The organism is Streptomyces sp. WM6378 (genome assembly GCF_001279695.1).
GTDB lineage: Bacteria > Actinomycetota > Actinomycetes > Streptomycetales > Streptomycetaceae > Streptomyces.
Window position 1 is genome coordinate 195,452 of record NZ_LGDD01000339.1, and the last position, 20,569, is coordinate 216,020.

The 20,569-nt window shown below is 72.0% G+C and carries 14 protein-coding genes; 3 read left to right on the plus strand and 11 right to left on the minus strand.

Annotated features, from left to right (window positions below; translation table 11 throughout):
• Positions 1-14 precede the first annotated feature (14 nt).
• Complete coding sequence (locus tag ADK54_RS38860; protein ID WP_053730532.1) at positions 15-1,421, plus strand: hypothetical protein; 1,407 nt, start codon at positions 15-17, stop codon at positions 1,419-1,421.
• 81 nt (positions 1,422-1,502) lie between these two features.
• On the opposite strand, the gene ADK54_RS38865 is transcribed toward ADK54_RS38860, so the two are convergent.
• Positions 1,503-2,426: a class I SAM-dependent methyltransferase gene (locus ADK54_RS38865; RefSeq protein WP_053730583.1), complete on the minus strand. Its 924-nt coding sequence runs from the start codon at positions 2,424-2,426 to the stop codon at positions 1,503-1,505.
• Between the two features lie 158 nt (positions 2,427-2,584).
• Here ADK54_RS38865 and ADK54_RS38870 point away from each other — a divergent pair, with 158 nt between their 5' ends.
• The gene (locus tag ADK54_RS38870; protein WP_324610223.1) at positions 2,585-4,009 is read left to right on the plus strand and encodes a pyridoxal-phosphate dependent enzyme; all 1,425 of its coding nucleotides are present in this window, start codon (positions 2,585-2,587) and stop codon (positions 4,007-4,009) included.
• Here ADK54_RS38870 and ADK54_RS38875 read toward each other — a convergent pair.
• The 3 genes from ADK54_RS38875 to ADK54_RS38885 form a co-directional block, all read right to left on the minus strand.
• A complete protein-coding gene (locus tag ADK54_RS38875; protein ID WP_053730534.1) occupies positions 3,966-4,295 on the minus strand; it encodes a YkvA family protein in 330 nt (109 codons plus the stop codon). The two genes, ADK54_RS38870 and ADK54_RS38875, sit on opposite strands and share 44 nt — an antisense overlap.
• A 162-nt stretch (positions 4,296-4,457) precedes the next feature.
• Positions 4,458-6,101, minus strand: a complete 1,644-nt coding sequence (locus ADK54_RS38880; protein ID WP_053730535.1) for an ABC transporter substrate-binding protein — start codon at positions 6,099-6,101, stop codon at positions 4,458-4,460.
• Positions 6,102-6,156: 55 nt separating this feature from the next.
• Positions 6,157-8,238, minus strand: coding sequence for a hypothetical protein (locus ADK54_RS38885; protein WP_053730536.1), 2,082 nt, complete (start codon positions 8,236-8,238; stop codon positions 6,157-6,159).
• A 242-nt stretch (positions 8,239-8,480) separates the two neighbouring features.
• Between ADK54_RS38885 and ADK54_RS38890 the strand changes: the two genes are divergently transcribed.
• Positions 8,481-8,690 carry a hypothetical protein gene (locus ADK54_RS38890; protein ID WP_053730537.1) on the plus strand — a complete coding sequence of 70 codons (210 nt, stop codon included), beginning with the start codon at positions 8,481-8,483 and terminating at the stop codon, positions 8,688-8,690.
• Here ADK54_RS38890 and ADK54_RS38895 read toward each other — a convergent pair.
• From ADK54_RS38895 to ADK54_RS38925, 7 genes are all read right to left on the minus strand, one after another.
• Positions 8,676-10,280, minus strand: a complete 1,605-nt coding sequence (locus ADK54_RS38895; RefSeq protein WP_053730584.1) for an APC family permease — start codon at positions 10,278-10,280, stop codon at positions 8,676-8,678. The genes ADK54_RS38890 and ADK54_RS38895 overlap by 15 nt on opposite strands.
• A 119-nt stretch (positions 10,281-10,399) precedes the next feature.
• A complete protein-coding gene (locus ADK54_RS38900) occupies positions 10,400-11,314 on the minus strand; it encodes a glycoside hydrolase family 25 protein (protein ID WP_053730538.1) in 915 nt (304 codons plus the stop codon).
• A gap of 166 nt (positions 11,315-11,480) precedes the next feature.
• The gene (locus ADK54_RS38905; RefSeq protein ID WP_053730539.1) at positions 11,481-13,379 is read right to left on the minus strand and encodes a phospholipase C; all 1,899 of its coding nucleotides are present in this window, start codon (positions 13,377-13,379) and stop codon (positions 11,481-11,483) included.
• Between the two features lie 186 nt (positions 13,380-13,565).
• On the minus strand, positions 13,566-14,798 hold the full coding sequence (gene efeB / locus ADK54_RS38910) for an iron uptake transporter deferrochelatase/peroxidase subunit (RefSeq protein ID WP_053730540.1): 1,233 nt from the start codon (positions 14,796-14,798) through the stop codon (positions 13,566-13,568).
• Positions 14,795-16,066, minus strand: coding sequence for an EfeM/EfeO family lipoprotein (locus tag ADK54_RS38915; protein WP_053730541.1), 1,272 nt, complete (start codon positions 16,064-16,066; stop codon positions 14,795-14,797). The genes efeB and ADK54_RS38915 overlap by 4 nt, the downstream gene beginning before the upstream one ends.
• Before the next feature lie 185 nt (positions 16,067-16,251).
• Complete coding sequence (locus tag ADK54_RS38920; protein WP_078966980.1) at positions 16,252-17,184, minus strand: NADP-dependent oxidoreductase; 933 nt, start codon at positions 17,182-17,184, stop codon at positions 16,252-16,254.
• Positions 17,185-17,368: 184 nt separating this feature from the next.
• Positions 17,369-20,524, minus strand: a complete 3,156-nt coding sequence (locus tag ADK54_RS38925) for a bifunctional cytochrome P450/NADPH--P450 reductase (protein WP_078966973.1) — start codon at positions 20,522-20,524, stop codon at positions 17,369-17,371.
• Positions 20,525-20,569 lie beyond the last annotated feature (45 nt).

The window sequence follows — 20,569 nt, forward strand, 5'->3', positions numbered from 1 at the left end:
AAGGTCACATCTACGTGCGCACCCTCACCAGACGCCTCCTGCTCCCCGGCCTGACCGCCCTCGCGCTGGCCGGTACGGGCTGCTCCTCGCCGGGCCACACCGCGGCGGCCGGGCCGGGAAGCGCCGCAACGCCCTCGGCGACGGCCGACGGCACCCAGCAGCTCGACGTGAACGCCGCGCCGCAGGGCTCGGCCGCGCCGACGCCGCTGGCTCGCACCCGTACCGGAATGGGCCAGCCCGAGAAGTCCTCGTTCAAGGTCGCCTCGTACGACAAGGCGAGCGGGCGCGCCGTCATAGCCACGGCCCCGCCGGCCCACACCGCGAAGCCGAGCCACTCCCCCACGCCCGGCAAGCCGGCCGACAAGCCGGTCGCGGTGGGCGACATCATCGCCAGCGCGCCGGCGCCCGGCGCCCCCAACGGCCTGCTCGCCAAGGTCACCGAGGTCGTGGGCAAGAACGACCGCGGCACCGAGGTGAAGACCGCCGCCACGACCCTGGCCTCGGTCCTCAAGGACGACAAGGCCGACGGCAAGGTCCCGGTCGACCCGGCGTCCGTCAGCGTCGTGCCCCTGATGAAGGGCGTCACCTTCTCCTACGCCAAGAGCCAGGGCGTACGGTTCGGCCCGCAGGGCGCCAAGCTGCCGCTCGGCAACCTGCGCCTCGACGTGAACGCCGCGGTGGACACCGCCAAGGACGCCCCCGCCTCGGCGGGAGCATCGGTCTCCGGCTTCGTACAGCTCGCTCCCCAGGTGGAGTTCTCGTACGACGGCAGCAAGGACGGCGGGCTCGGCCTGAGCTCCGCGTTCCTCGGCATGAGCGGCGACTGGTCCTCGCAGTGGGCGCTCAAGGGCCGCGCCGCCGCCAGTACGGGCGCGCCCAAGCGCATCCCGTTCGCCAAGCTGCACAGCGCGCCGGTCATCCAGGTGGGCCCGGTGCCCGTCGTCGTCAACCTCGACCTGACCTGTTACGTCCAGGTGGAGGCCGACGGCCACGTCACCCTCGACGTCCAGCAGGACGTCAAGGGCGACTTCCGGGTCGGCGGCAGCTACGCGGCGGGCAAGGGCTGGGCCCCGGTCAGCACGTCGGCCGTGCACAGCACCCCGGTGAACGCGAGCGTCACCGCCGCCGGAACGGTCAAGGGCGCGCTCGGCGCCGAGGCCTCCGTCGGCCTGTACGGGGCCGTCGGCGTCACCGCGGACTTCGCGCCCTATCTGCGCGGCGAGGTCGACGCCAAGGCGAACGCGTCGAGCGACGGCAAGGCATCGGCGTCCGCATCCTGGGCGGCGTACGGCGGCTTCGACCTCAGCGGCCGGCTGGACTTCCAGCTGTCCCTGTTCGGCACGCCCGTCATCGAGCACCACATCCCGCTGGGCACCCTCCACCGCGAGTGGTCGCTGGCGAAGGGGCACGCCGAGCGATAGCCCCCATTGCCGGATTGATTGAGCAACTCCTATAGCACGGCGGCCAGTTGGCGATCCGGCCGCCGTGCCCGGCGCCCGCCGTCAAGCCGGACGTACGCCCGCATGAACCGTGGTGGCGGACAGGAGGAACGCGTCGGGGCGGCGCAGGATGCCGTCCGGCGCGTCCGCGTCGAGCAGCACGTCCAGAGTCTTGCGGTCCTCCGCGTCCAGGGACTCGCTCATCGTCTCCCGAAGCCGCGTCAGTTGGGCGTGCAGGAACACACGGGCCGGCTCGCCCAGGGGCGCCGGCAGGTCGAGCAGGAGCGTGAAGCTGCCGACCCGGGTGAGCCCGGCGCGGCGCAACATCGCGGGCCAGTCCTCGACCAGGGTGGTGCTGCCGGGCAACTCGGCGCGCATGGCCTCGAACCAGTGCTCCTGGGCGGCATCCAGCCGGGCCAGGAGACCGGGCTTGCCGATCCCGATGTCGCGCGGCAGACAGCGCATGGGCAGACCGCCCTCCGCCACGGCGAGCACGCCGCCGGGGTTCAGGACACCGGCGAGCGCGTCCAGCGCGCCCTGCTGATCGCCCAGGTGGTGCACGGCCTTGCTGCTCCAGACCAGATCCGCCGCGCCGAGGCCGCCGCCCTTCAGGCCCTCCGGCAACTCCGCATGCCGTACGGCGACCCTCTCACCGACGCCGAGCCGCTCGGCGCGGGCCAGGGTGTGGTCGAGGAGCGCGGGCGCGCCGTCGACGGCGACCACGTCGGCGTCGGCGAAGGTCTCGGCGAGCACGCAGGTCATGACGCCCGGCCCGCTCCCGACGTCGAGCACGCGCCGCACCTCGTGCTCGGGCGCGAGTGCCTGCGCCAGGCGGGCCGCGGTCCGGCGCAGCACCGGGAGCTGGAGTTCACCACCGTTCTCCAGGACGGCGGCCATGGCCTCCCAGTCGATGTCACCGTGACCGTGGCCATGGCTGTTGCCGTGTGCGTGCCCGTGTGCGTGTGCGGGACCGTTGTGTGCGCTCATGTCAAGGAGCGTGCGCCCGTCGAGTGGCCGCGGCAACTTTCGTTGCTGATTCCGGGACGGCGATTCCGGAGGGGCTGGGCTGGAATGGTCGGCGTACGGACCAACTCGCCATCTCGGCATGGCGCTTGACGTCTGCGGCCATTGGCTAAGGTGCCGTGATGGACGCAATGGATGTGTATGAGTCTGCGCTCGGCCTCGTCGGCGGCACCCCGCTGGTCCGGCTGCGCACCGGCGGTGCCGCCGCTGTCTACGCGAAGCTGGAGTACCTGAGCATCGGGGGCAGCGCCAAGGACCGGATCGGCCTGCGCATGATCGAGCAGGCGGAGAAGGACGGGCTGCTGCGGCCCGGCGGGACCGTGATCGAGGCCACCTCCGGCAACACGGGCATCGGGCTCGCGCTGGTGGCGGCCGAGAAGGGGTACCGGATCGTGGTGGTCGTCTCCGACCGGGTCAGTGACGAGAAGGTCGACACCCTGCGGGCGTTCGGCGCCGAGGTGGTGGTCAAGCCGGCCGGTCTGCCGCGCCAGCATCCCGACCACCCGATGAGCTTCGCCGCCCACCTCGCCGAGACGACGCCGGGCGGGTGGCTGGCCAACCAGTACGACAACCCGGCCAACCCGGACGCGCACTACCTGACCACCGGGCCGGAGATCTGGCGCCAGACCCGGGGACGCGTCACGCATCTGGTGTCCTGCATCGGGACCGGCGGCACGATCAGCGGCGCCGGACGCTACCTCAAGGAGGTCAGCGGCCATGCCGTCGAGGTGATCGGCGCGGACCCCGCGTCGTCCGTCTACTCCGGGGGCGACGGCCGCCCCTACTTCATCGAGGCGGCCGGACACTTCCTGCACCCGGACACCGCCCAGGACATCTGGCCCACGTCCTATCACCCCGATGTCGTCGACCGCATCGTGCCCGTCGCCGACCGGCAGGCCCTCGACACACTGCGCCAACTCGCCCGCGAACAGGGCCTGTTGGCGGGCGGTTCCTCGGGGACGGCGCTGGCCGCGGCCCATCGGGTCGCCGCGGACGCCGGGCCCGACGCCGTCGTAGTGGTGATCCTGCCGGACTCCGGCAGGCAGTACCTGTCCAAGTACTTCAACGACACCTGGATGCTGCGCCTGGGCTTCCTCGACGGTGACGAGAGTGCGCCCAGGGTGGCCGACGCCGCGCCCATGGCCGGCGGCACCTCACCGCTGCCCTACCTCAACAGTCACACCTCTGTCGGTGACGCGCTGGAGGCGCTCCGCGCGAGGAAGCGGAGCGGCCAGGACCCCGTCCTGCCGGCCGGCCCCTGCCCGGCGGGCCCCGAGCGCCGACCCACCGCGCCCGAACTCACCGGATCGGTGACCCTGGCGGCACTCGAAGCAGCCCTGCACGACGGCACGGCGGGCCCGGCCGATCCGCTGTCGGGCCACCTCGAACCGCCCCTCCCGCACTTCGGCTACGGCGAGCCCGCGGCGACGGCCCTCGGCACACTGACCGGGCACGCCCAGGACACCGCGGTCGTCCTGCGCGACGGCTGCGCCGAGGCCCTCATCACTTCGGCCGATCTCCGCGCGTTGCTCCCCGCCCCTCGGTGAGCCTGTCCGGGCCGCCCGGGGCGGTGGCCGCCATGTGCAGGGTTCGCAGGGCCAGGAGCAGCACGCCGATGTCGTCGAGGTAGATCGGGTCCGGGAGGAGGTCGACGGGGCTGATGACGTAGAGCAGTGCGCCCCAGAAGGCGGCCTTGTGCGCAAGGGGGATTCCGGCGTCCTGGAGGACTTTGCGGGCGCGGATCAGACGTACCGTCAGAACAACGGTCAGCACAGCGGTCGCGAGGAGGGCGAGGGCCGCGAGGACCAGGGCCACTTTCACTTCGGTGCTCATCGCGCTGCCTTCCGTCGCACTGTGACGGCGATGCTCCTGAAGCCGGCTCCCAAGGCCCCGGGCTCGCTCGTGCGAAGCCACCTCCTCGTAGCGGGCCCCGGCGGCCGGGCCGGCCGCCCCGTCGCTCCCCGAGTACCGTGCCCCGGGCGGTTCATGCAGGATTCAGCAGCCGGGTGCCCCCTTGCCGCCGCGCTGCGGCAGGCTCAGGTTGGGGGTGCCGTCGGGCCAGGTGAGGGCGATCGTCCTGGTCGAGCCGTCGGAGCCGAGCTGGACCACCGGGGTGGGCTTGCCCGCGGGTGTGCCGTCGGCGCGGAACGACAGCCAGCCGCTCGCACCCGGCAGCATCTGGGCGCAGTAGAACTGGTGCAGGATGCCGGTCTCCAGGCCCGGGTTCTTGAGCCCGACGGCGTCACGCCGGCCCGCGCTGATCGCCGCCACGGCCGCGTCGTGCGTGAGCATGGCCTGCCCGCTGCCCAGGTCGGCGGGGTCGAAGGTGAGGGTCGCCACGTCCTTGTCGGCGGTCAGCGGCTGGCCGGTGCAGGGGTCGGGCCGGCCGGTGAACGCCGCCCAGAACTGGTCGTAGTTGTGCTTGGCGTCGGAGCCGGGGCAGTCCTTGCCCCACTCGTCGGGGCTGGCGAGCGCGGTGTACGCGACGGTGACCCGGCCCGAGGCGATGCCGTTCAGAACGCCCTTGTCGTGGATGGCCTCCGAGGCGTCGTCACCGGCGAGGATGTGCAGCTGGGGAATTCCGCAGGGCGCGCCCTGCACCCAGTTCTCCACGAACGCCCCGAGGTCGCGGCCCCGGCCCGCGAAGTAGACGACAGAGGGGGCAGCCTGGCACAGGTTGGCGTGCATGAGGTTGAACTGCTGGACCAGGTAGTCCTGGCGGCCCGATCCGGCGGGCAGATCGCTGGGCGAGGTGTACGGGAGCACGGTCACTGTGCGGCCAGCCGCCTTGAACTTGCTTTTGGCCGCCTCGGCGAGCGTCTGCGTGTAGTCGTCGCCCGTGACGCTGTCCGCGACCACGGCGAGGGAGGTCACGGCCGGCTTCAGGGTGGACACGTACTGGTTCGCGGCGATCACCGAGTCCGCGTTGGTCGGGGAGACCCGGAACATGTCGACGATCTGCTTCTTGCCGGTGGGGTCGGCCGGGTCGAGGTTCATCGAGTCGCCCGTCACCGTCGATCCGATGACGGGAATGTGCAGCTGCGTGGAGATCGCCGCGGCGGCTTGCCGGGTCTGCTCGGTGGACTGGCCGAGTCCGACGACCGCCGAGATGCGTTCGGCGCTCATCTGCTTCTTCAGGTTGGTCACGGTCGCGGCCCAGGAGCCGTACTGGCTGCCCATGTTGGCGAGGTACAGCTTGATGGCGGGCGTACTGCCGTAGGCGGCTGTGTTGTTGGCCCGCCACACGGCGGTGAGCGCGCCCTCGATGTTCGGGTAGAGGGAGTCGTAGGTGAGGGTGTCCACGTCGGAGACGGGCGAGAGGTCCAGCATCAGGACGACGCTGGTGTACGGGCCTTTCACCGCGTCGTTGGCCGACTTGACCATGTGCTCCAACTCCCGCATCCGGGCGGGTTCGTGGTCGGTGAACGGCCCGCTGTCGATGTTCACGCCCGCGCAGGCGAGCGGCGTCCCCGTCGCGGTCATGCCGGTGCCGCAGGTCAGCGAGGGCGGGAAGAGCCGGCCGTAGCCCCAGCGGCCGCCGAACACGAGGCCGGTGAGGATCACGAGCGCCGCGAGGAGCGAGAGGACCGGGTGACGGCGCAGCCGGCCGAAGCGGGGGTTGCCTACAGCGGGTGGCATGGACACTCCTTGCGGTGCGGTCGACTGGCGCGGGGGTGCCGCGTCCGTCGCGGGGCTAGGCGAAGGCGGCCGCCGCCTGCTGGAGCGGACTGACGTCCAGCAGACGGGAGTTGTGCGCGAGGCGGGTGAAGCATTCCTGTATCTCGCCGTCCCAGCGCCGGGTGTGCTCGGTCAGCGGGTCGCTGTACAGCCACAGCAGGGCGAGCAGCTTGGCGGTGGCCACCGCGAGGACCGTCTGCCCGCCGTCCTCGACCCCGTCGAGCAGCAGCGCGTACGCCTCCTGGGGCGAGTGCTCGTACAGCAGCCGGCAGGGCGCCGAGGAGAGGTAGTCGAGCAGGCGGATCCAGGCGCGGTGGTCCTCGTCGAACCGGTCGGCGAGCGCCGCGGCGACCGGCGCGAAGCGGCCGAGGGCCAGGTCGTGGAAGAGCCCTCGCTCGACGGCCGCAGGGTCGCCGCCGTGCACCGGCAGGGCGGCCAGGGCGAGGGCCTGCGCCGCGAACAGCTCGTGCCAGGGGTTCGTGCCGACAGGTCGCGCGGGCCGGGCGGTGTTCAGTGCGGTGAGTGCGGAGCGGGCCAGCCAGGGGTGCAGCGTGGCGGGCCCGTCGGCGTCGCCCCAGCCGATCTGGCGGATGCGCGAGGGGCGGTGGGTGAAGGTGCTCACCCACAGGTGCCGGCGCAGGAGTTCCAGGCTGCGCGGGAGTTCCGTCGAGGCCGCGGGAAGGCGCGGGTCGTCCGCGGTGCGTACGTCGGCGAGGTAGGCGGCAGCGAGGACGATCGCGGGGGCGGTACTCCAGGTGGCGCCGGGGACGGGCAGCCCTTCGGGGAGGCTGGTCTCCAGGGCGTGGGACCACAGCGGCGTGCCGTCCTCGTCGGCCGGGGCGACCATGGACACGGCGGGGCCGTGCGGTCCGGGGTGCGCGGCGAACGGTTCGTCGAGTACGGCGGAAACGGCGCCCCGGTGGCCTCCGGTGAGCCGGTGGACGACGGATGCGGGCAGCGGCCGGGCCGGCGACGGGTCGGAGCGGTCCATCGCGTACCCGACCTGCTCCTCGGTCATCGGGTCGAGCCATACGGGGTACCACCAGGCGGCCGCGGGCCCGCGCTCGGCGGCGACGGCCGCGTCGTTCTCCCGGGCCCACAGTGTCCGGGTCGCCCGGGAGAGGAGCGGGACGCGGCGCTGGGGCGTGGCGCTCAGCGGCGCCGAGCGCCAGGGCTCGCACCACCAGGACGTCCACTCGGACTGCCACTGCTCGCACGCGGCCAGGACGAGCAGCGGGTCCGCCGCGCCCGAACCGTCCGTGTCGGCCAGTTGGTTGCGGGACCGGGCGCCGGCGAGTTCGACGAGGAAGCGGCGTCCGGCCGGGGTCTGCGCGCCGTCGACCAGGAGCACCCAGGCGTGGTCGTGTCGGTCTCGGCGGGCGCCGTGGACGGGCAGCACGCAGGAGCAGGCGGAGCGCAGTGGCGGATGGCGTTCGGCCTGGTCCTTGACGTCGGCGAGGAAGGCGGCCATCAGGGGGCCGACCGCGGCGGACCGTGATGTGGAACTCAGCCTGATGAGCGCGTCGATGGAGCGCGCGGACTCGGCCTCGGGAACGCTGATGTGCCACCTGAGCGCGTCCCGTACGCCCCAGCGGGCGGCGCTCTGCAGCAGGGATCCGATGACGGGCTTGGCCTGCTCTCGCACGGCGGAGACCACTTCCCGCGCGGGCCCCGAGACCAGGGGGCTCAACGCTCCCTGGGCGACGACGTCCATGGTGGTCGCCGCGGCGTGTTCCACCCCGGCGGCGAACCTGCCCGGCCGGGTGTTGCGGGTGTACTGCTGTATGAGCTCACGTATCTGGTCGGCGGCCCGGCCCCGGTCCGCGTCCAGATTCTCGTTCAGGGCGAGCAGCCCGAGCCCGAAGCGGTGGAACACCGGGCCTCGGCGCAGATTGTCCCAGCCGCGCATCATCTGGAACGCGACGAGGGCGGCCGCCGACACCGGGTCGACGGGGTTCTCCTCGAAGTCGAGCCCCGCGTGCACCACGGTCCCGCCACACGCCCGCGACACGGCCCGCAACAGATCGGTCTTGCCGGACCGCCTCGGCCCCAACAGCGCGACGATCGGCTGCCGTTGTCCCGGATACCGCCACAACATGTGCCGCAGGAACGCATCGGCGCCCCCTGCCGCATCAAGATCCCCCACCGCACTCACCGCCCCCCGGAACCGACACGCACAAGGCGCACCTTCCGCATCGATTGACACGGAAGGTAACACCGGAGGGACAGGCCGCGACGGGTGTTCGACGACATCCGTGCCCTGCGTGCCCCGAGGGGTTCAACTCCTCGCCTACGCCGATCGTCATTCCGGGCGCCTGCGGGGCCACCGTACTCACGCTCATGTGGACCGTCCTCGCCTTCAGCACTCAGGTGATGGGCACCACGATCCGGGGCGATGAGCTGCCCGACACCTTCCCGGGCCGGGCCGGTGGCTGGCAGGGAGGCGTCTTCTACCTCTGTTACACGCCGCTCGTCCTCTGGGGGCCGCTGCTCGCCGTGCTCACCTTCGCGTACCGGAAGCGCCGTCGTGTGCCGTCAGGTCGTGGGTAGTGCGGTGACGGGGGCCGTTCTGAGGTGGGCCGTGCCGGAGCGGACCGCCCACGCGAACACGGCGAGGGCGAGGGCGCCCACCACGACGGAGTCGTACGGTGCCGGCAGGTGGCCCGAGCCTCCGAAGGTGCCGAGCCACGACAGCAGGGTCAGTGCGGCGAGGTGGAAGACGATCCAGGCGCCGTGCCGCAGCTCCTGAAGCGTGGAGCGCCCCTCCGCGTCGCGGCGCAGCAGCAGGAACAGGGGGACGCCCGCCAGGACCAGCGGCAGGGCGAGCCGCAGGTGGTGCCAGCCCGACCAGAAGACGAACTCGCTGGCCACGAGGAAGCTGATGGGCGCGATCCAGTGCACGCCGGGAACCTGCCCGTCGGCCGGTGGAAGTCCCCGGTCCCTGTCGTGGGCCCGGAACGCGGCGGCGGCGACCGCCGAGGCCGCGTACACGAGCAGGTACATGTCGCCCATCACGCTGACGATGTCCTGCCAGCCGCCGAACGGCAGCATGAAGACGATGATGACGAGCAGGTTCAGGACCAGGGCGCGGCGTGCCGTCCCGGAGCGGGGGTCGATGCGCATGAAGAAGCGGGGCAGCAGGCCGTTCTTGGCCAGCGCGTAGGTGTGCCGGGCGTCGATCGCGACCCCGACGTAGGCCGAGCCGCCGGGCGAGACGACGGCGTCCGCGTACAGCAGGGTGGCCAGCCAGTGCAGGTTGAGGACGAGGGCGAGCTGGCCGAAGGGCGAGTCGAAGTTCACGCCGTGCCAGCCGTGGCCGAGGAGGGAGTCGGGGACGGTGAAGAGGAAGGCCAGTTGCAGGCCGAGGTAGACGAGCACCGCGAGGCCGATGCCGGTGAGCACCGCGAGCGGCACGGTGCGGCGCGGATTGCGGGCCTCGCCGGAGAAGTCGAGGGGTGCCTGGAAGCCGTTGACGGAGTACACGATGCCGCCGCCGGCGAGCGCGGTCAGACAGGCCGCGTAGCCGTACGGTGCGAAGCCGCCGTGGTCGGTGAGGCGGCCGGAGTGCGTGCCGGAGAGGAACAGGGCGACCACCGTGAGAACAGGGATGAGCACCTTGAACAGCGAGACCAGGTTGTTGAGCTTCGCGAAGGTCCGCACCGCGAACCAGTTGAGAGCCGTCAGGAGCACGCTGAGCCCGGTGGCCACGGCGAGGCCGGAGCCGGTGAGGCGCCCGTTGTCGTAGAGGCTCGGCAGATAGTGCGCGGCGTACTGCATGATCGCGCTGATCTCCGCGGCCGTGCCGCCGACCGAGAGCAGCACGGACCAGCCGACGACGGTGCCGACGAGGCGCCCGCTCGCGTACAGCGGCCACCGAACCGTGCCGCCGCCTTCCGGGCGGGTGGCCCCGAGTTCCACCATGACCAGGGCCACGAGCGCGCACAGCACGCCCGCCCCGACCCAGGAGAGCAGCGCCGCGGGCCCCGCGGTCTGGGCGGCGAACATGGCGGCGAACAGCCAGCCCGAGCCGAGGATGTTGGAGAACCCGATCGCGGTCAGGCTCCAGAATCCGAGCTCCTTGCGGAGCCGCCGCTCCTCCCCCAGGACGGTCAGGACCGAAGGGGTCTCCCCCGGCTGGATCGGCCGCACGCGCACCCGCCTCCTCGCATGACTCACGACACAAGAGTGCCCAGCGTGTCACGCCGTGGGCCGTGCGTCGCCGAGGAAGACGACCGAGTCCTGCCGGGTTTCGACCGGGACTACCAGGTTTCGACGGCGAAGCTGACGCCCGCAGCGTCCGTCTGCAGGCTCAGCTTCACATCGCCGCTGGTGATGTCCACATCGACCGGGCCTCCCTCGGCCGCGAGCTGCACGGCCTGGACGCCGTGCCACGTGTTGCCGTCGTGCAGGGCGACGCGCACCGAGCCGGTCGCCGGGGTGTCGGTGATCTGGTCCATGCCCAGGTGAAGTTTGCGGTTGTAGCCGGCCCACGCACTGCCGTGCGGCAGCAGGACGACGGTGGGCTGGGCGCCCGGGTCGACGCGGCCGATGATCCATTGGGGCATGTCGGTCTCCTCAGGCGGTGAGTACTGGAACGAGAGGGCCCAGTCGCGCAGTTCACTGGTGCTGGCGAGGCGGCAGTAGTCCAGGTCGAGGCCGTTGGACTCGCCGTACTGGTGGAACATCCAGCCGGCCCGGATCCCGGGGTTCCCGGCGGCGCGTCCGGCCGTGGCGATCCACAGGAAGTCGGCGTAGAAGCCGTCCTGGTCGACGTTCCACCAGTAGTCGAGGTTGGCGTACATGCCGACGGGATTGTGCGGTAGGCGGCTCTTGACGTATCTCAACCAGGCGTCCTTGTAGGCACGTTGGGTCGACTTGGGGACACCGGAGTTCGCCGAGTCGTAGCCCTCCCAGTCGAGGATCACCACGTCGCCCGGCCGCCAGTTGACCTGGCCGATGAAGTAGTCGGCCTCGGCCTGCGCGCTGTTGCCCATGTGGGGGTAGTGGTAGCCGCCCCACACCAGGCCGTTGGCCTTGGCGTGATCGCGCTGTGTCACCCAGCGGGGGTTGATGTACGAGAGTCCTTCGGTGACCTTGACGAAGGCGAAGGACAGGCCGCCCGTGTTCGGTGTCGACGACTGGTACGACGCCCAGTCCTGCCCATAGATACCCATCAGCAACCTTCCGCGAGAGCCGGCCGGAACCACCCCTCCCCACTTATTGCTTGCCCGCTGACGGGCGGGCCGACTCTCCCCCGGCGCGTCCTGTGCCACGCAACGCGAAGGGCCGCCGACACGTCGTCGGCGGCCCTTCGGTCAACTGTATTGCCAGCAGCGGGAGTTACTGGGCCGCGCTGGTGCGGTTCCTGCGGCGGTGCAGGGCGAAGGCGATGCCCGCGCCGCCCACGGCGAGCGCGCCCGCGGTGATCCCGGCCGGGACGAGCGCCGAGGAGGAGCCGGTCTCGGCGAGGGTCTCGCCGGCCGTCTGGGTCGTCGGGTTGTTGCCCGAGCCGCCCGTGCCGGACGTGCTGCCCCCGGTCGAAGAGGTGGGCGGGACCGGGTGCTTGGGAATGTCGGTGACCGACTTGACCGACCCGTCGGCGTTGAGGAGGACCTGCTTGCCGTTGGGGTGCTTGAAGTCGAACGCCGAGGTCAGCGGGTTCGCGCGGGTGTCGAAGGAGGCGTCGCCGATGCGTCCGGTGTGCCAGTTGTCCTCGATGAAGCGGGTGATCGACGCCTGCTCCGTGCGGGTGTGGTCGACCGAGTTGACCTTGCTGTACGGCGAGATGACGAGCAGCGGCTGGCGGGTGCCGGGGCCGCAGCGGTCGGAGTAGCCGCCGGCCGCGGCCGGTCCGGCCTGGCAGGCGGGGCTGTCGGGGGCCTTGCCGTCGGAGCCGGGCTTGGTGTCCTTCGAGCCGTTCTGCGGCTTGGCGTAGGCGTGGTCGTACCAGCCGTCGGAGTCGTCGTAGGCGACGACGACCGCGGTGTCCTGCCACTCCGGCGACTGCTGGATCTTGTTGATCTGCTCGACGAGGTAGTGCTGTTCGTCGATCGGGTCGGAGTAGGCGGCGTGGCCGTCCTGGTACTCCGGGGCCTTCAGGAAGCTGACGGCCGGCAGGTTGCCCGCCTTGAGCGCGGCGTCGAAGTCGGTGAGGTCGTAGTTGTGGTTGGCCTGACCGTTGTGGCCGATCTCCGCGGTGTTCTTCGGCGGCAGGTGGTGCGGGTTGGCCGTCGACTTGTAGTACTGGAACGGCGAGTGGTGCGGGCTGTAGTCGATGGCCGCCGCGCCGCCCACGTTGGTGTGGGTGGTGCCGGAGCACTTCGCGTAGTCGCCCTGCTTGCCGTCCCAGGCGGTGCTCGGCCGGAAGCCGCCCTGGAACCAGCCCCAGGTCACCTTCTGCTGGTTGAGCAGGTCGCCGATGTTTCGGCCCTGCATCGCCGCGAGCGGGCTGGTGCTGGTGTGGTCCTTGCCCGAGCAGTCGTCGTACGCCGGGTCCGGGTCGTTGACCAGCGTGCCCACGCCCTTGGCGTTGGGAGACACGACGGCGTACGGGTCGGGCTTCGCCGTCTGCTTGGGGTGCTCGGTGCCGGAGGCGGGGTCGGTGGAGATCACCCCGTGGGTCTGCGCGGAGATGAGGTTGAGCGCGCCGGGCGTGGAGGGCCCGTAGGTGGTGCTGAACGAGTTGTCGCCGAGCGAGTAGTGCTGGGCGTAGTTCCACATCGCGGTGACGGTGTTGCCGTCGTAGTAGTCCATGACCAGGCCGGGCTCGCCGAACAGGTTGCCGGAGCACTTGCCTGAGTCCGTGTTCTGGACGTACAGGTCGGCCTTGCCGCCGTTGGCGGCGTACTGCTCGGGCCCGTAGCTGTGGTTCTGGTCGCAGGTCATCGCCTGCTCGGGGGTGAGCCGCTTGGGCAGGTACTGGTTCGGGTTCTTCGTCAGGAGCCCGGCGTTGCGCAGGGTGTCGATGTCCTTCGGGGTGTGCTTGTCGGCGGTGAACTTCGTGCCGTCGGTGTTCGCCGCCACCGGGTACGCGCCGAAGTAGTGGTCGAAGGACACGTTCTCCTGGAAGAGCACCACCAGGTGCTTGACCGGGGTGGCCGTCTGGCCGCCGTGGTGGTCCGCCGAGTCCGCCGCGGCCGGGACCGTACCGCTCAGCAGGCCGAGTGCCGCCGCTCCGGCGAACGCCCCCCACCGTCTGGCCCAGCGCCCCGGACCCGCCGCGCTACCTTTGCTGCCCATGCTCCGCGTGCCTCCACTGGCGTCCGGCGACCGGCCGCCGTCTTGATGTCGTTGACGAGACGTGATGTTTCGCGCGGACCACTACACCGCGACGGCGACACCGTGTCCTCCTGGTGAACAGCCAGTCAGGAATATCAGGCCAAAACTTGACCCTCTGTTGGTGATGTGCGGCCGGGTGGGCGACCGTCAGGCGAGCAGGGCCCGCCCGAACCAGTCGGTCCGGTCGCGCACTCCGGGCAGGGCGAAGAAGTAGCCGCCACCGAATGGCTTGATGTAGTCCACCAGCGGCTCGCCCTTCAGACGTTTCTGGACGGTCTCGAACTGCCGGGCCAGGTCCTGCTGGTAGCAGCAGAACACGAGCCCCATGTCGAGGTCGCCGTTGGCGTCCATGCCGCGGTCGTAGTTGTAGCCGCGGCGCAGGATCCGCTGGTTCTCGCTCGGCTGTCCGGAGCGCGGATTGGCGAGCCGTATGTGGCTGTCCAGGGGGATCACATCGCCCTTGGGGTCCTCCGCGAACTTCGGGGCGTCGAATTCGGCGTTGCCGTCGAGGGGTGCGCCGGTGTCGCGGCTGCGCCCGAACATCCGCTCCTGCTCACCGATCGAGACCCGGTCCCAGAACTCCACCAGCATCCGGATCAGCCGCACCACCTGGTAGCTGCCCCCGGCCGTCCACGCGGGCTCACCGCCCCCGGCGCCCACCCACACCAGCCGGTCCATCGCGGCCGCGTCCGCGGTGTCGGGGTTGGCGGTGCCGTCCTTGAAACCCATGTGGTTGCGGGGCGTTCCGCTCGGCCGTGGCGGGCTGGTGTAGCCGTCCATGCGCCAGCGCACCTGCATCCCGCCGCGGGTGTGCCGGGCGATGTCGCGCAGGGCGTGCAGAACGACGTCCGGGGTGTCGGCGCACAGCTGCACGCTCAGGTCGCCGTGGCACCAGGCCGCGTCGAGGTCGTCGTCGGGGAAGGCCGGCATCGCGGTGAGCCGGGCCGGCTTGCGGCTCTTCAGGCCGAACCGGTCGTCGAAGAGGGAAGCGCCGACGCCCGTGGTGACCGTCACCCCGCCCGTGGGCCCCTGCGGGCCGAGCACCCCGGAGTCGCTCGGCGGCGCGGTGATCCCCACCGGTGCCGGGGAGCCGCCCGTGGCCAGGAAGCGGGCCCGTTCCGTGAGCGTACGCAGCAGCTCGCTGAGCTCCCTGCGGTCCGCGGCGGTCACGTCGAAGGACACCAACGCCGTTGTCCGCTGCGGGGGTTGGAGAATCCCGGCCTGGTGCACGCCGTGGAAGTCCACGTGCCCGGAGGGCTTGCTCGCGGCGTCCGCCAGGGCCGGGCGGGGGATCGCGCCGCTCAGGGCGGCCCCGGTGACCGCGGTCCCGACCCCCACGGCCGCGCCCCGCAGGAAGCCGCGCCGTCGTACCTCGCTCATGCCGTCCTCCGCGCATCACAGATCGTCGCCACCGGGGCGAGGAGTTCCACCGCCTGGCCGACGTCGCTGTTGACCCGCTGCCGGTCCTGGCGGCCGAGCCGGTCAAGCGGCGTCCAGTGGCCACCCGTTCCGAAGCCGTCCAGGGTGTGCTCGGTGCGGTCCAGCCAGGCGTCGAGGCGCGGCAGGTCCGGGTAGCGGCTGGTGAGCAACGGGCGCAGCAGGGTGAGGAGTTCGCGGGTGCCGTCGAGGTTGGCGCGGGCGGTGGCGAGGTTGGTGCCGCTGCCGTAGTCGGTGCGGCCGGTGAGCTCCGACTGCGCCGTGGCCTCCAGGATCTCGTGTGCACGCAGCCCCAGCTGGGCCGGGTCGAGGCGTTCCTGCGGCCAGCTGTCGCGCAGGGCGTGCACGGCCTGGGCGAGCCGGTCGGCGGGCCCGCGCAGCGATGCGGCCGACTCGCCGTGCCACAGCCCGTACTCGACGCGGTGGAAGCCCTCGAAGTCCTGGGCCGCTCCGGCGGCGGAGGGCGCGGGGCCCGAGCCGTTGATGGCTGCGTCCGCATCGCCGAACGCGTCGTAGGCGGCTCCCATGCGCTCGTAGACCAGGTGCGCGGGCAGCCAGGCGTCCCGTGCCGCGGCGAGGTCGCCGTCGTCGACGGCGCGCTTCAACTCATCGGTGCGGTCGGTGAGTTCAACGGTTTTGGCCGTGATCCACTGTTGGTAGGCGAGGGCCACGGGGATGAGGTCGTGCTGGGTCACCGGGACCGCGGCCGGTCCGCTCCCCGTACTCGCGCCCGCGATCTTCACGGTGGGTCCGGTGACCGCGTCGGCGTCGTCCGGCAGGCACTTGAAGGCGTACGAACCGCCGCCGAGGACCACGCGCATCTCGCGGGTCGTGCCGGGGGCGAGGCCCTCGACCTCCCCGTAGACGGCGCCGGTCGCCGGGTCGGTGAGATCGACCTCGGCCGCCGTCGAGGACGTGTTGCGCAGCGCGAAGACCTGCGGACCCGGTGTCGCGCCGCTCCAGCCCTTGCCGCAGGCGCCGGCCGACACCTCGACGGTCGTCGGCCCCTTGGCCGCCGGAGGCTTCGCGTCCGAGGAGCCGCCGCCGGACGAAGCGAGGGCATAGGCGCCCGCGCCCACCGCGACGACGGCCACGGCCAGGGCCGCCGCCGTACGCCGGCCGACGGGCGGCCAGGACTTGTGGGCCGCTGTGCCGGACCCCTCGTCGGGTTCGGCCGGTTCCTGACCAGAGCCCGGACCGGGGTCGCTCATCACGGCACTCCGTTCGTGTCAGCTGCGAGAGGACGACGCCGCTCATGCTAGGCACCCGGCCGCACCCGAACGCGCATCCGGGTGGCCGGGCGTCCAGAATTACCCCTGAGTTCACCGACCCGACACCGGGCCCGGCCACGAACGGCGGATTGCGTCACGTCCTCGCTGACCTGACCGGGTGCGGATTACGCCGCGTCCTCGCCGACCCGGATCACGATCTTGCCGTGGGCGTGACCCGTCCGGCTGAGTTCGAACGCGTCCGCGAGCCGCTCCAGCGGGAACGACTCGGCCACCGGGACCTTGAGCTGCCCCGCGTCCGCGAGCGTGGCAAGGGCTTCGAGCCCGGGACCGTCGGGGCGCACCCACATCCACTGGCCACCCGCCTCCATGACGGAAGGGTCGGCGATCGAGGCGTGCCGGCCCCCTTCGCGCAGCACCGCCAAGGTGGTGTCGAGCACCCCGCCCACGTAGTCGACGACGACGTCCACGCCCTCGGGGGCCAGCGCCCGGACGCGGTCGGCGACGCCGTCGCCGTACGTCACCGGTTCGGCCCCCAGCTCGCGCAGCCGGTCGTGGTTGCGCTCAGAGGCGGTGCCGATGACGCGGGCGCCCATGGCTCGCGCGATCTGTACGCCGAACGTGCCCACGCCGCCCGCGGCGCCGTGCACGAGCACCGTGTCGCCCTTGCCCGTGCCGAGCCGGGTCAGCGTCTGCCGGGCGGTGAGCCCCGCCAGCGGGACGCCCGCGGTCTCCTCCCAGCTCAGGGACTTCGGCCGACGGGCGAGCGCCCGTACCGGCACGGTCACGAACTCGGCGAAGGTGCCGCCGTGCACGTAGTCCTTGCGGGCGTAGGCGAAGACCTCGTCGCCCGCCTTCCACTCGGGGGTGTCGATGCCCGTGCGCTCCACGACACCGGCGACGTCCCAGCCCGGGACCACCGGGAAGACCGTGTCCATCATGCCGTCCAGACCGCCGGACATGATCTTCCAGTCGACCGGGTTGACGGCCGCGCAGCGCACCCGGACGACCACCTCGCCCGGGCCCACCTTGGGCAGTGGCTCCTCGGTCAGTCTCAGGACCGAGTTGTCCCCGTACGAGGCGTACGTCATGGCCTTCATGGTGCTCTTCTCGGTGCTTGCGGGGCTGGTGGGCATCGCGTGCTCTCTCCCGGTGTCGAGGTGGGCGGGGAGGCCTGCCTTACGGTGACCGGCCTGCCCGGTTCCTACGATTCTGGTGCGCGCCGCGCGGGCCCGCTCCCCGGCCGGCCCGATCGCCCGGCCGGGGAGCGGGGCCCGGGGTGCCTCAGCCCGCGTAGACGTCCTCCACGTACCGGCCCTCGGCGGTGAGCCGGTTCAGCCAGGCCTCGGCGTCCTCGGCCGAGGCGCCCGCGCGCTGGGCGTACAGGTCGCGGAAGGCGGCCCGCACACCCGGTGCCATGCGGTTGCCGTCGCCACACACGTACACCCGCGCGCCCGCCTCCAGGAGCGGCCAGAGTTCGTCGGCCTCGGCGGCGATGCGGTGCTGCACGAAGCGGCCGCCGCCCTCGGCCGAGGCACTGAAGGCGGGGCGCAGCGAGAGGGCTCCGGCCCGTTCGGCGGCGCGCAGTTCGTCGGCGTGGAGGAAGTCGGCCTCCGGTGCGTCACAGCCGAAGTAGAGGATGGCGGTGGTGGTTTGACGTGCCGTCAGGCGGTCCCTGACGGCACCGCGGAAGGGCGCGAGGCCCGTTCCCGCGGCGATCATGATGACCGGTTGCGACGCCTCGGGCGGGATGCGGAAGGCCTCGCGGCAGGGCTGGACCCGGGCGAGCACGGTGTCTCCGGGGCGCAGCGAGTGCAGGTGGCCGGAGCCGGTGCCGCCGGGGTTGAGCGCGACCATCAGGTCGGCGTGGCGCGGGTCGCGGGCGGGCGACGAGGACACCGAGTACTGGCGCGGGCGCAGCGGGGGCAGCAGTTCCAGGACGGTGGGCCAGTCGAGTGCGCCCCTGAGCGCGGGGTGGTCCTCGATGAGGCCGAGCAGGGGGCGCGGGTCGTCCGCCGCCAGGTGTTCGAGGGCGGCGCGCTCGGGCGGGCAGGGGTTGTGCGCGGCGAGCAGCGCGATCTGGTCGCGGGTGGGGCGGGCGCCCAACTCGACGTAATGGGCGAGGAGTTCGCGCACGGACAGGGGACGGTCGACCGGCAGGGCGGCGGGCGCGGCGCCCTGCGCGTGGATGCCGAGGACCGTGTCGAGGTCCACGCCGAGGGCCGCCGCGGCCCTGGCGACGACGGCCGGGTCGTTGGCGGGCAGGACGGTGAGGTGGTCGGCGGTGCGGTAGGTGACGCCGTCGGGCAGGGCCAGACGCAGGAAGCGCTTGGGCCGGGGGTGGCCTGGCGAGGTCAGGTCGCGGGCCTCGGTGACGGTCATCTCCATCAGGCCGTGGCGTGCGGCGAGCGCCTCGCGCGGCCCGCCGGTGATCTCGGTGACGGTGTACGCGGACTCGGTGGGCGGCACGGTGGCGCCGACGGTCTCCGGATCCCCGTACCGTTCGAGGAGTGCCACCCGCAGATGCTCCGCGAACTCCCTTACCGTGCCCATGAGTTCACCGGATGCGTCGGCTTCGGCGCGGGGCAGCAGCCGCTCGGCGCCGAGGGCCGCGAGGCGGTCGTCGATCAGGGTGGGGACGCGCTGGTAGGTCGCGGCCCAGTTGCGGTCGCCGACGCCGAGCACCGCGTACGGCACGCCGTCGGCCGCTCCCGGCTCGGCGTCCTCGATCCAGCGCACGAAGCGGGCCGCGTCGTCGGTCGGCTGCCCGTTGTAGGAGGCGGCGACGATGACGACGGGACGGTCCTTGGGCAGTGCGCCCGCGTGGGCGTCCAGCGGGGCGGTCTCGGTGGCGAGACCGAGCGCGGTGGCCTCGGCGGCCAGGCGCTCGGCGAACTCGCGGCACGTGCCGTAGTTCGTGCCGTGCAGGAGCAGCAGGCCGGTGCCCTGGCGGACCCGGGAGGGCAGTTCGGGCCCGGACTCGGCGGCCTCGGACGTCGTGCCGGCGGACGCGGCGGGGAGTGCGGCCCCGTTCAGGGCCCGGTCGGCCGGGGTGCGCGGAATGAGGGAGAGCGCGAAACCGTGGGGCTTCAGGGTGAGGGTCTCCTTGATCCGCAGCTGGTAGTTCGCGCTGTCCACGAAGCGGTAGCGGTGCACGAGCAGCGCAAGCAGCATCGTCGCCTCGTGGAGCGCGAACTGCCGCCCGATGCAGGCCCGTTCACCGGTTCCGAACGGCTTGTACGCGTGCGGGGAGCGGGCCGCCTCGGCCTCGGACGTGAACCGTGCCGGGTCGAACAGCTCGGGGTTGTCGCCCCATGCGGGATCGCGGTGCAGCATCGACGTGAGCACCGTGACCAGATCGCCGGCGCCCAGCGGGACGCGCCCGCCGAGCAGGGTGTCCTCGCGGGCCTGCCGGGTGAAGGCGGCCGCCGTCGGCCACAGGCGCAGTGCCTCGCTGAGCACCTGGCGGGTGAAGCGCAGCTTGCCGATGTCCTCGAAGGTGGGGTCGGGATCGGGGGTGTCGCCCCACAGCTCGTCGGCCTCGCGCTGGGCCAGGCGCAGCGCGGTCGGGTCCTTGAGGAGGTGGTAGAGCGCGAAGGACAGGGTGCCCGAGGTGGTCTCGTGCCCGGCGATGAGGAAGGTGATGACCTGGTTGCGGATGTTGGCCGCGTCCAGGGTGGTGCCGTCCTCGGGGTGGGCCGCGCCCAGCATCAGGCCGAGCAGGTCGTCGACGGAGGTGTCCCCGCTCTTCGTGCGGGCGGCGATGACCTCGTCGACGACGGAGGCGAGATAGCCCGAGTCCCGCTCGAACTCCTGGTCCTGCTCGCTGTAGTCGCCGTCCGGGGTGCGGCCGAGCCGCTTCATGCTCCACTCCAGGCAGCGCACCATCGCCTCGACGAAGGGGTGCGGGGTGGACCGGCCGAACGAGTCGAAGTCGAAGCCGAATCCGGCGAGACCGATGGTGTCCAGGGTCATCCGCGTCATGTCGTCGGCGACGTCCACCGCCGCGCCCCGCGCGGCCTGGCGGTCCCAGCTGTCCATCACGCGGCGCGCGACGCGCAGCATCGCCGGATGGTAGGTCCGCATCGAGCCGAGCGCGAAGGCGGGCATGAGGATGTCGTGCGCCTTGGCCCAGTTCGGCTCGTCGTTGTAGGCGGTGAACAGACCGTCGCCGGCGAACTCGCGCACATGGTCGAGGGTCTTCGAGATGCCCTTGGAGAACCGGGTCTCGTCGGCGAGCTCGGTGACCAGGTCGAGCGAGCTGACGAAGAGGTGCTCGTGCTCGTTGAGGCGGCGCCGGAACACCGGCCCGTGCACGCGGGCCAGCTCCATGGCCTGCTGGACGGGCGTCTCGGTGAGACCGGCGCCTGAAATGTCCACCAGGGGGACGGCGTCGGCGGCGGAGTGTGCGTCTGTGGGGATCAGGATCATGTCCGTCATGCATCCAGCGTCACCCGCCCGGTGTGCCGCTCTCGGGCGCGGGAC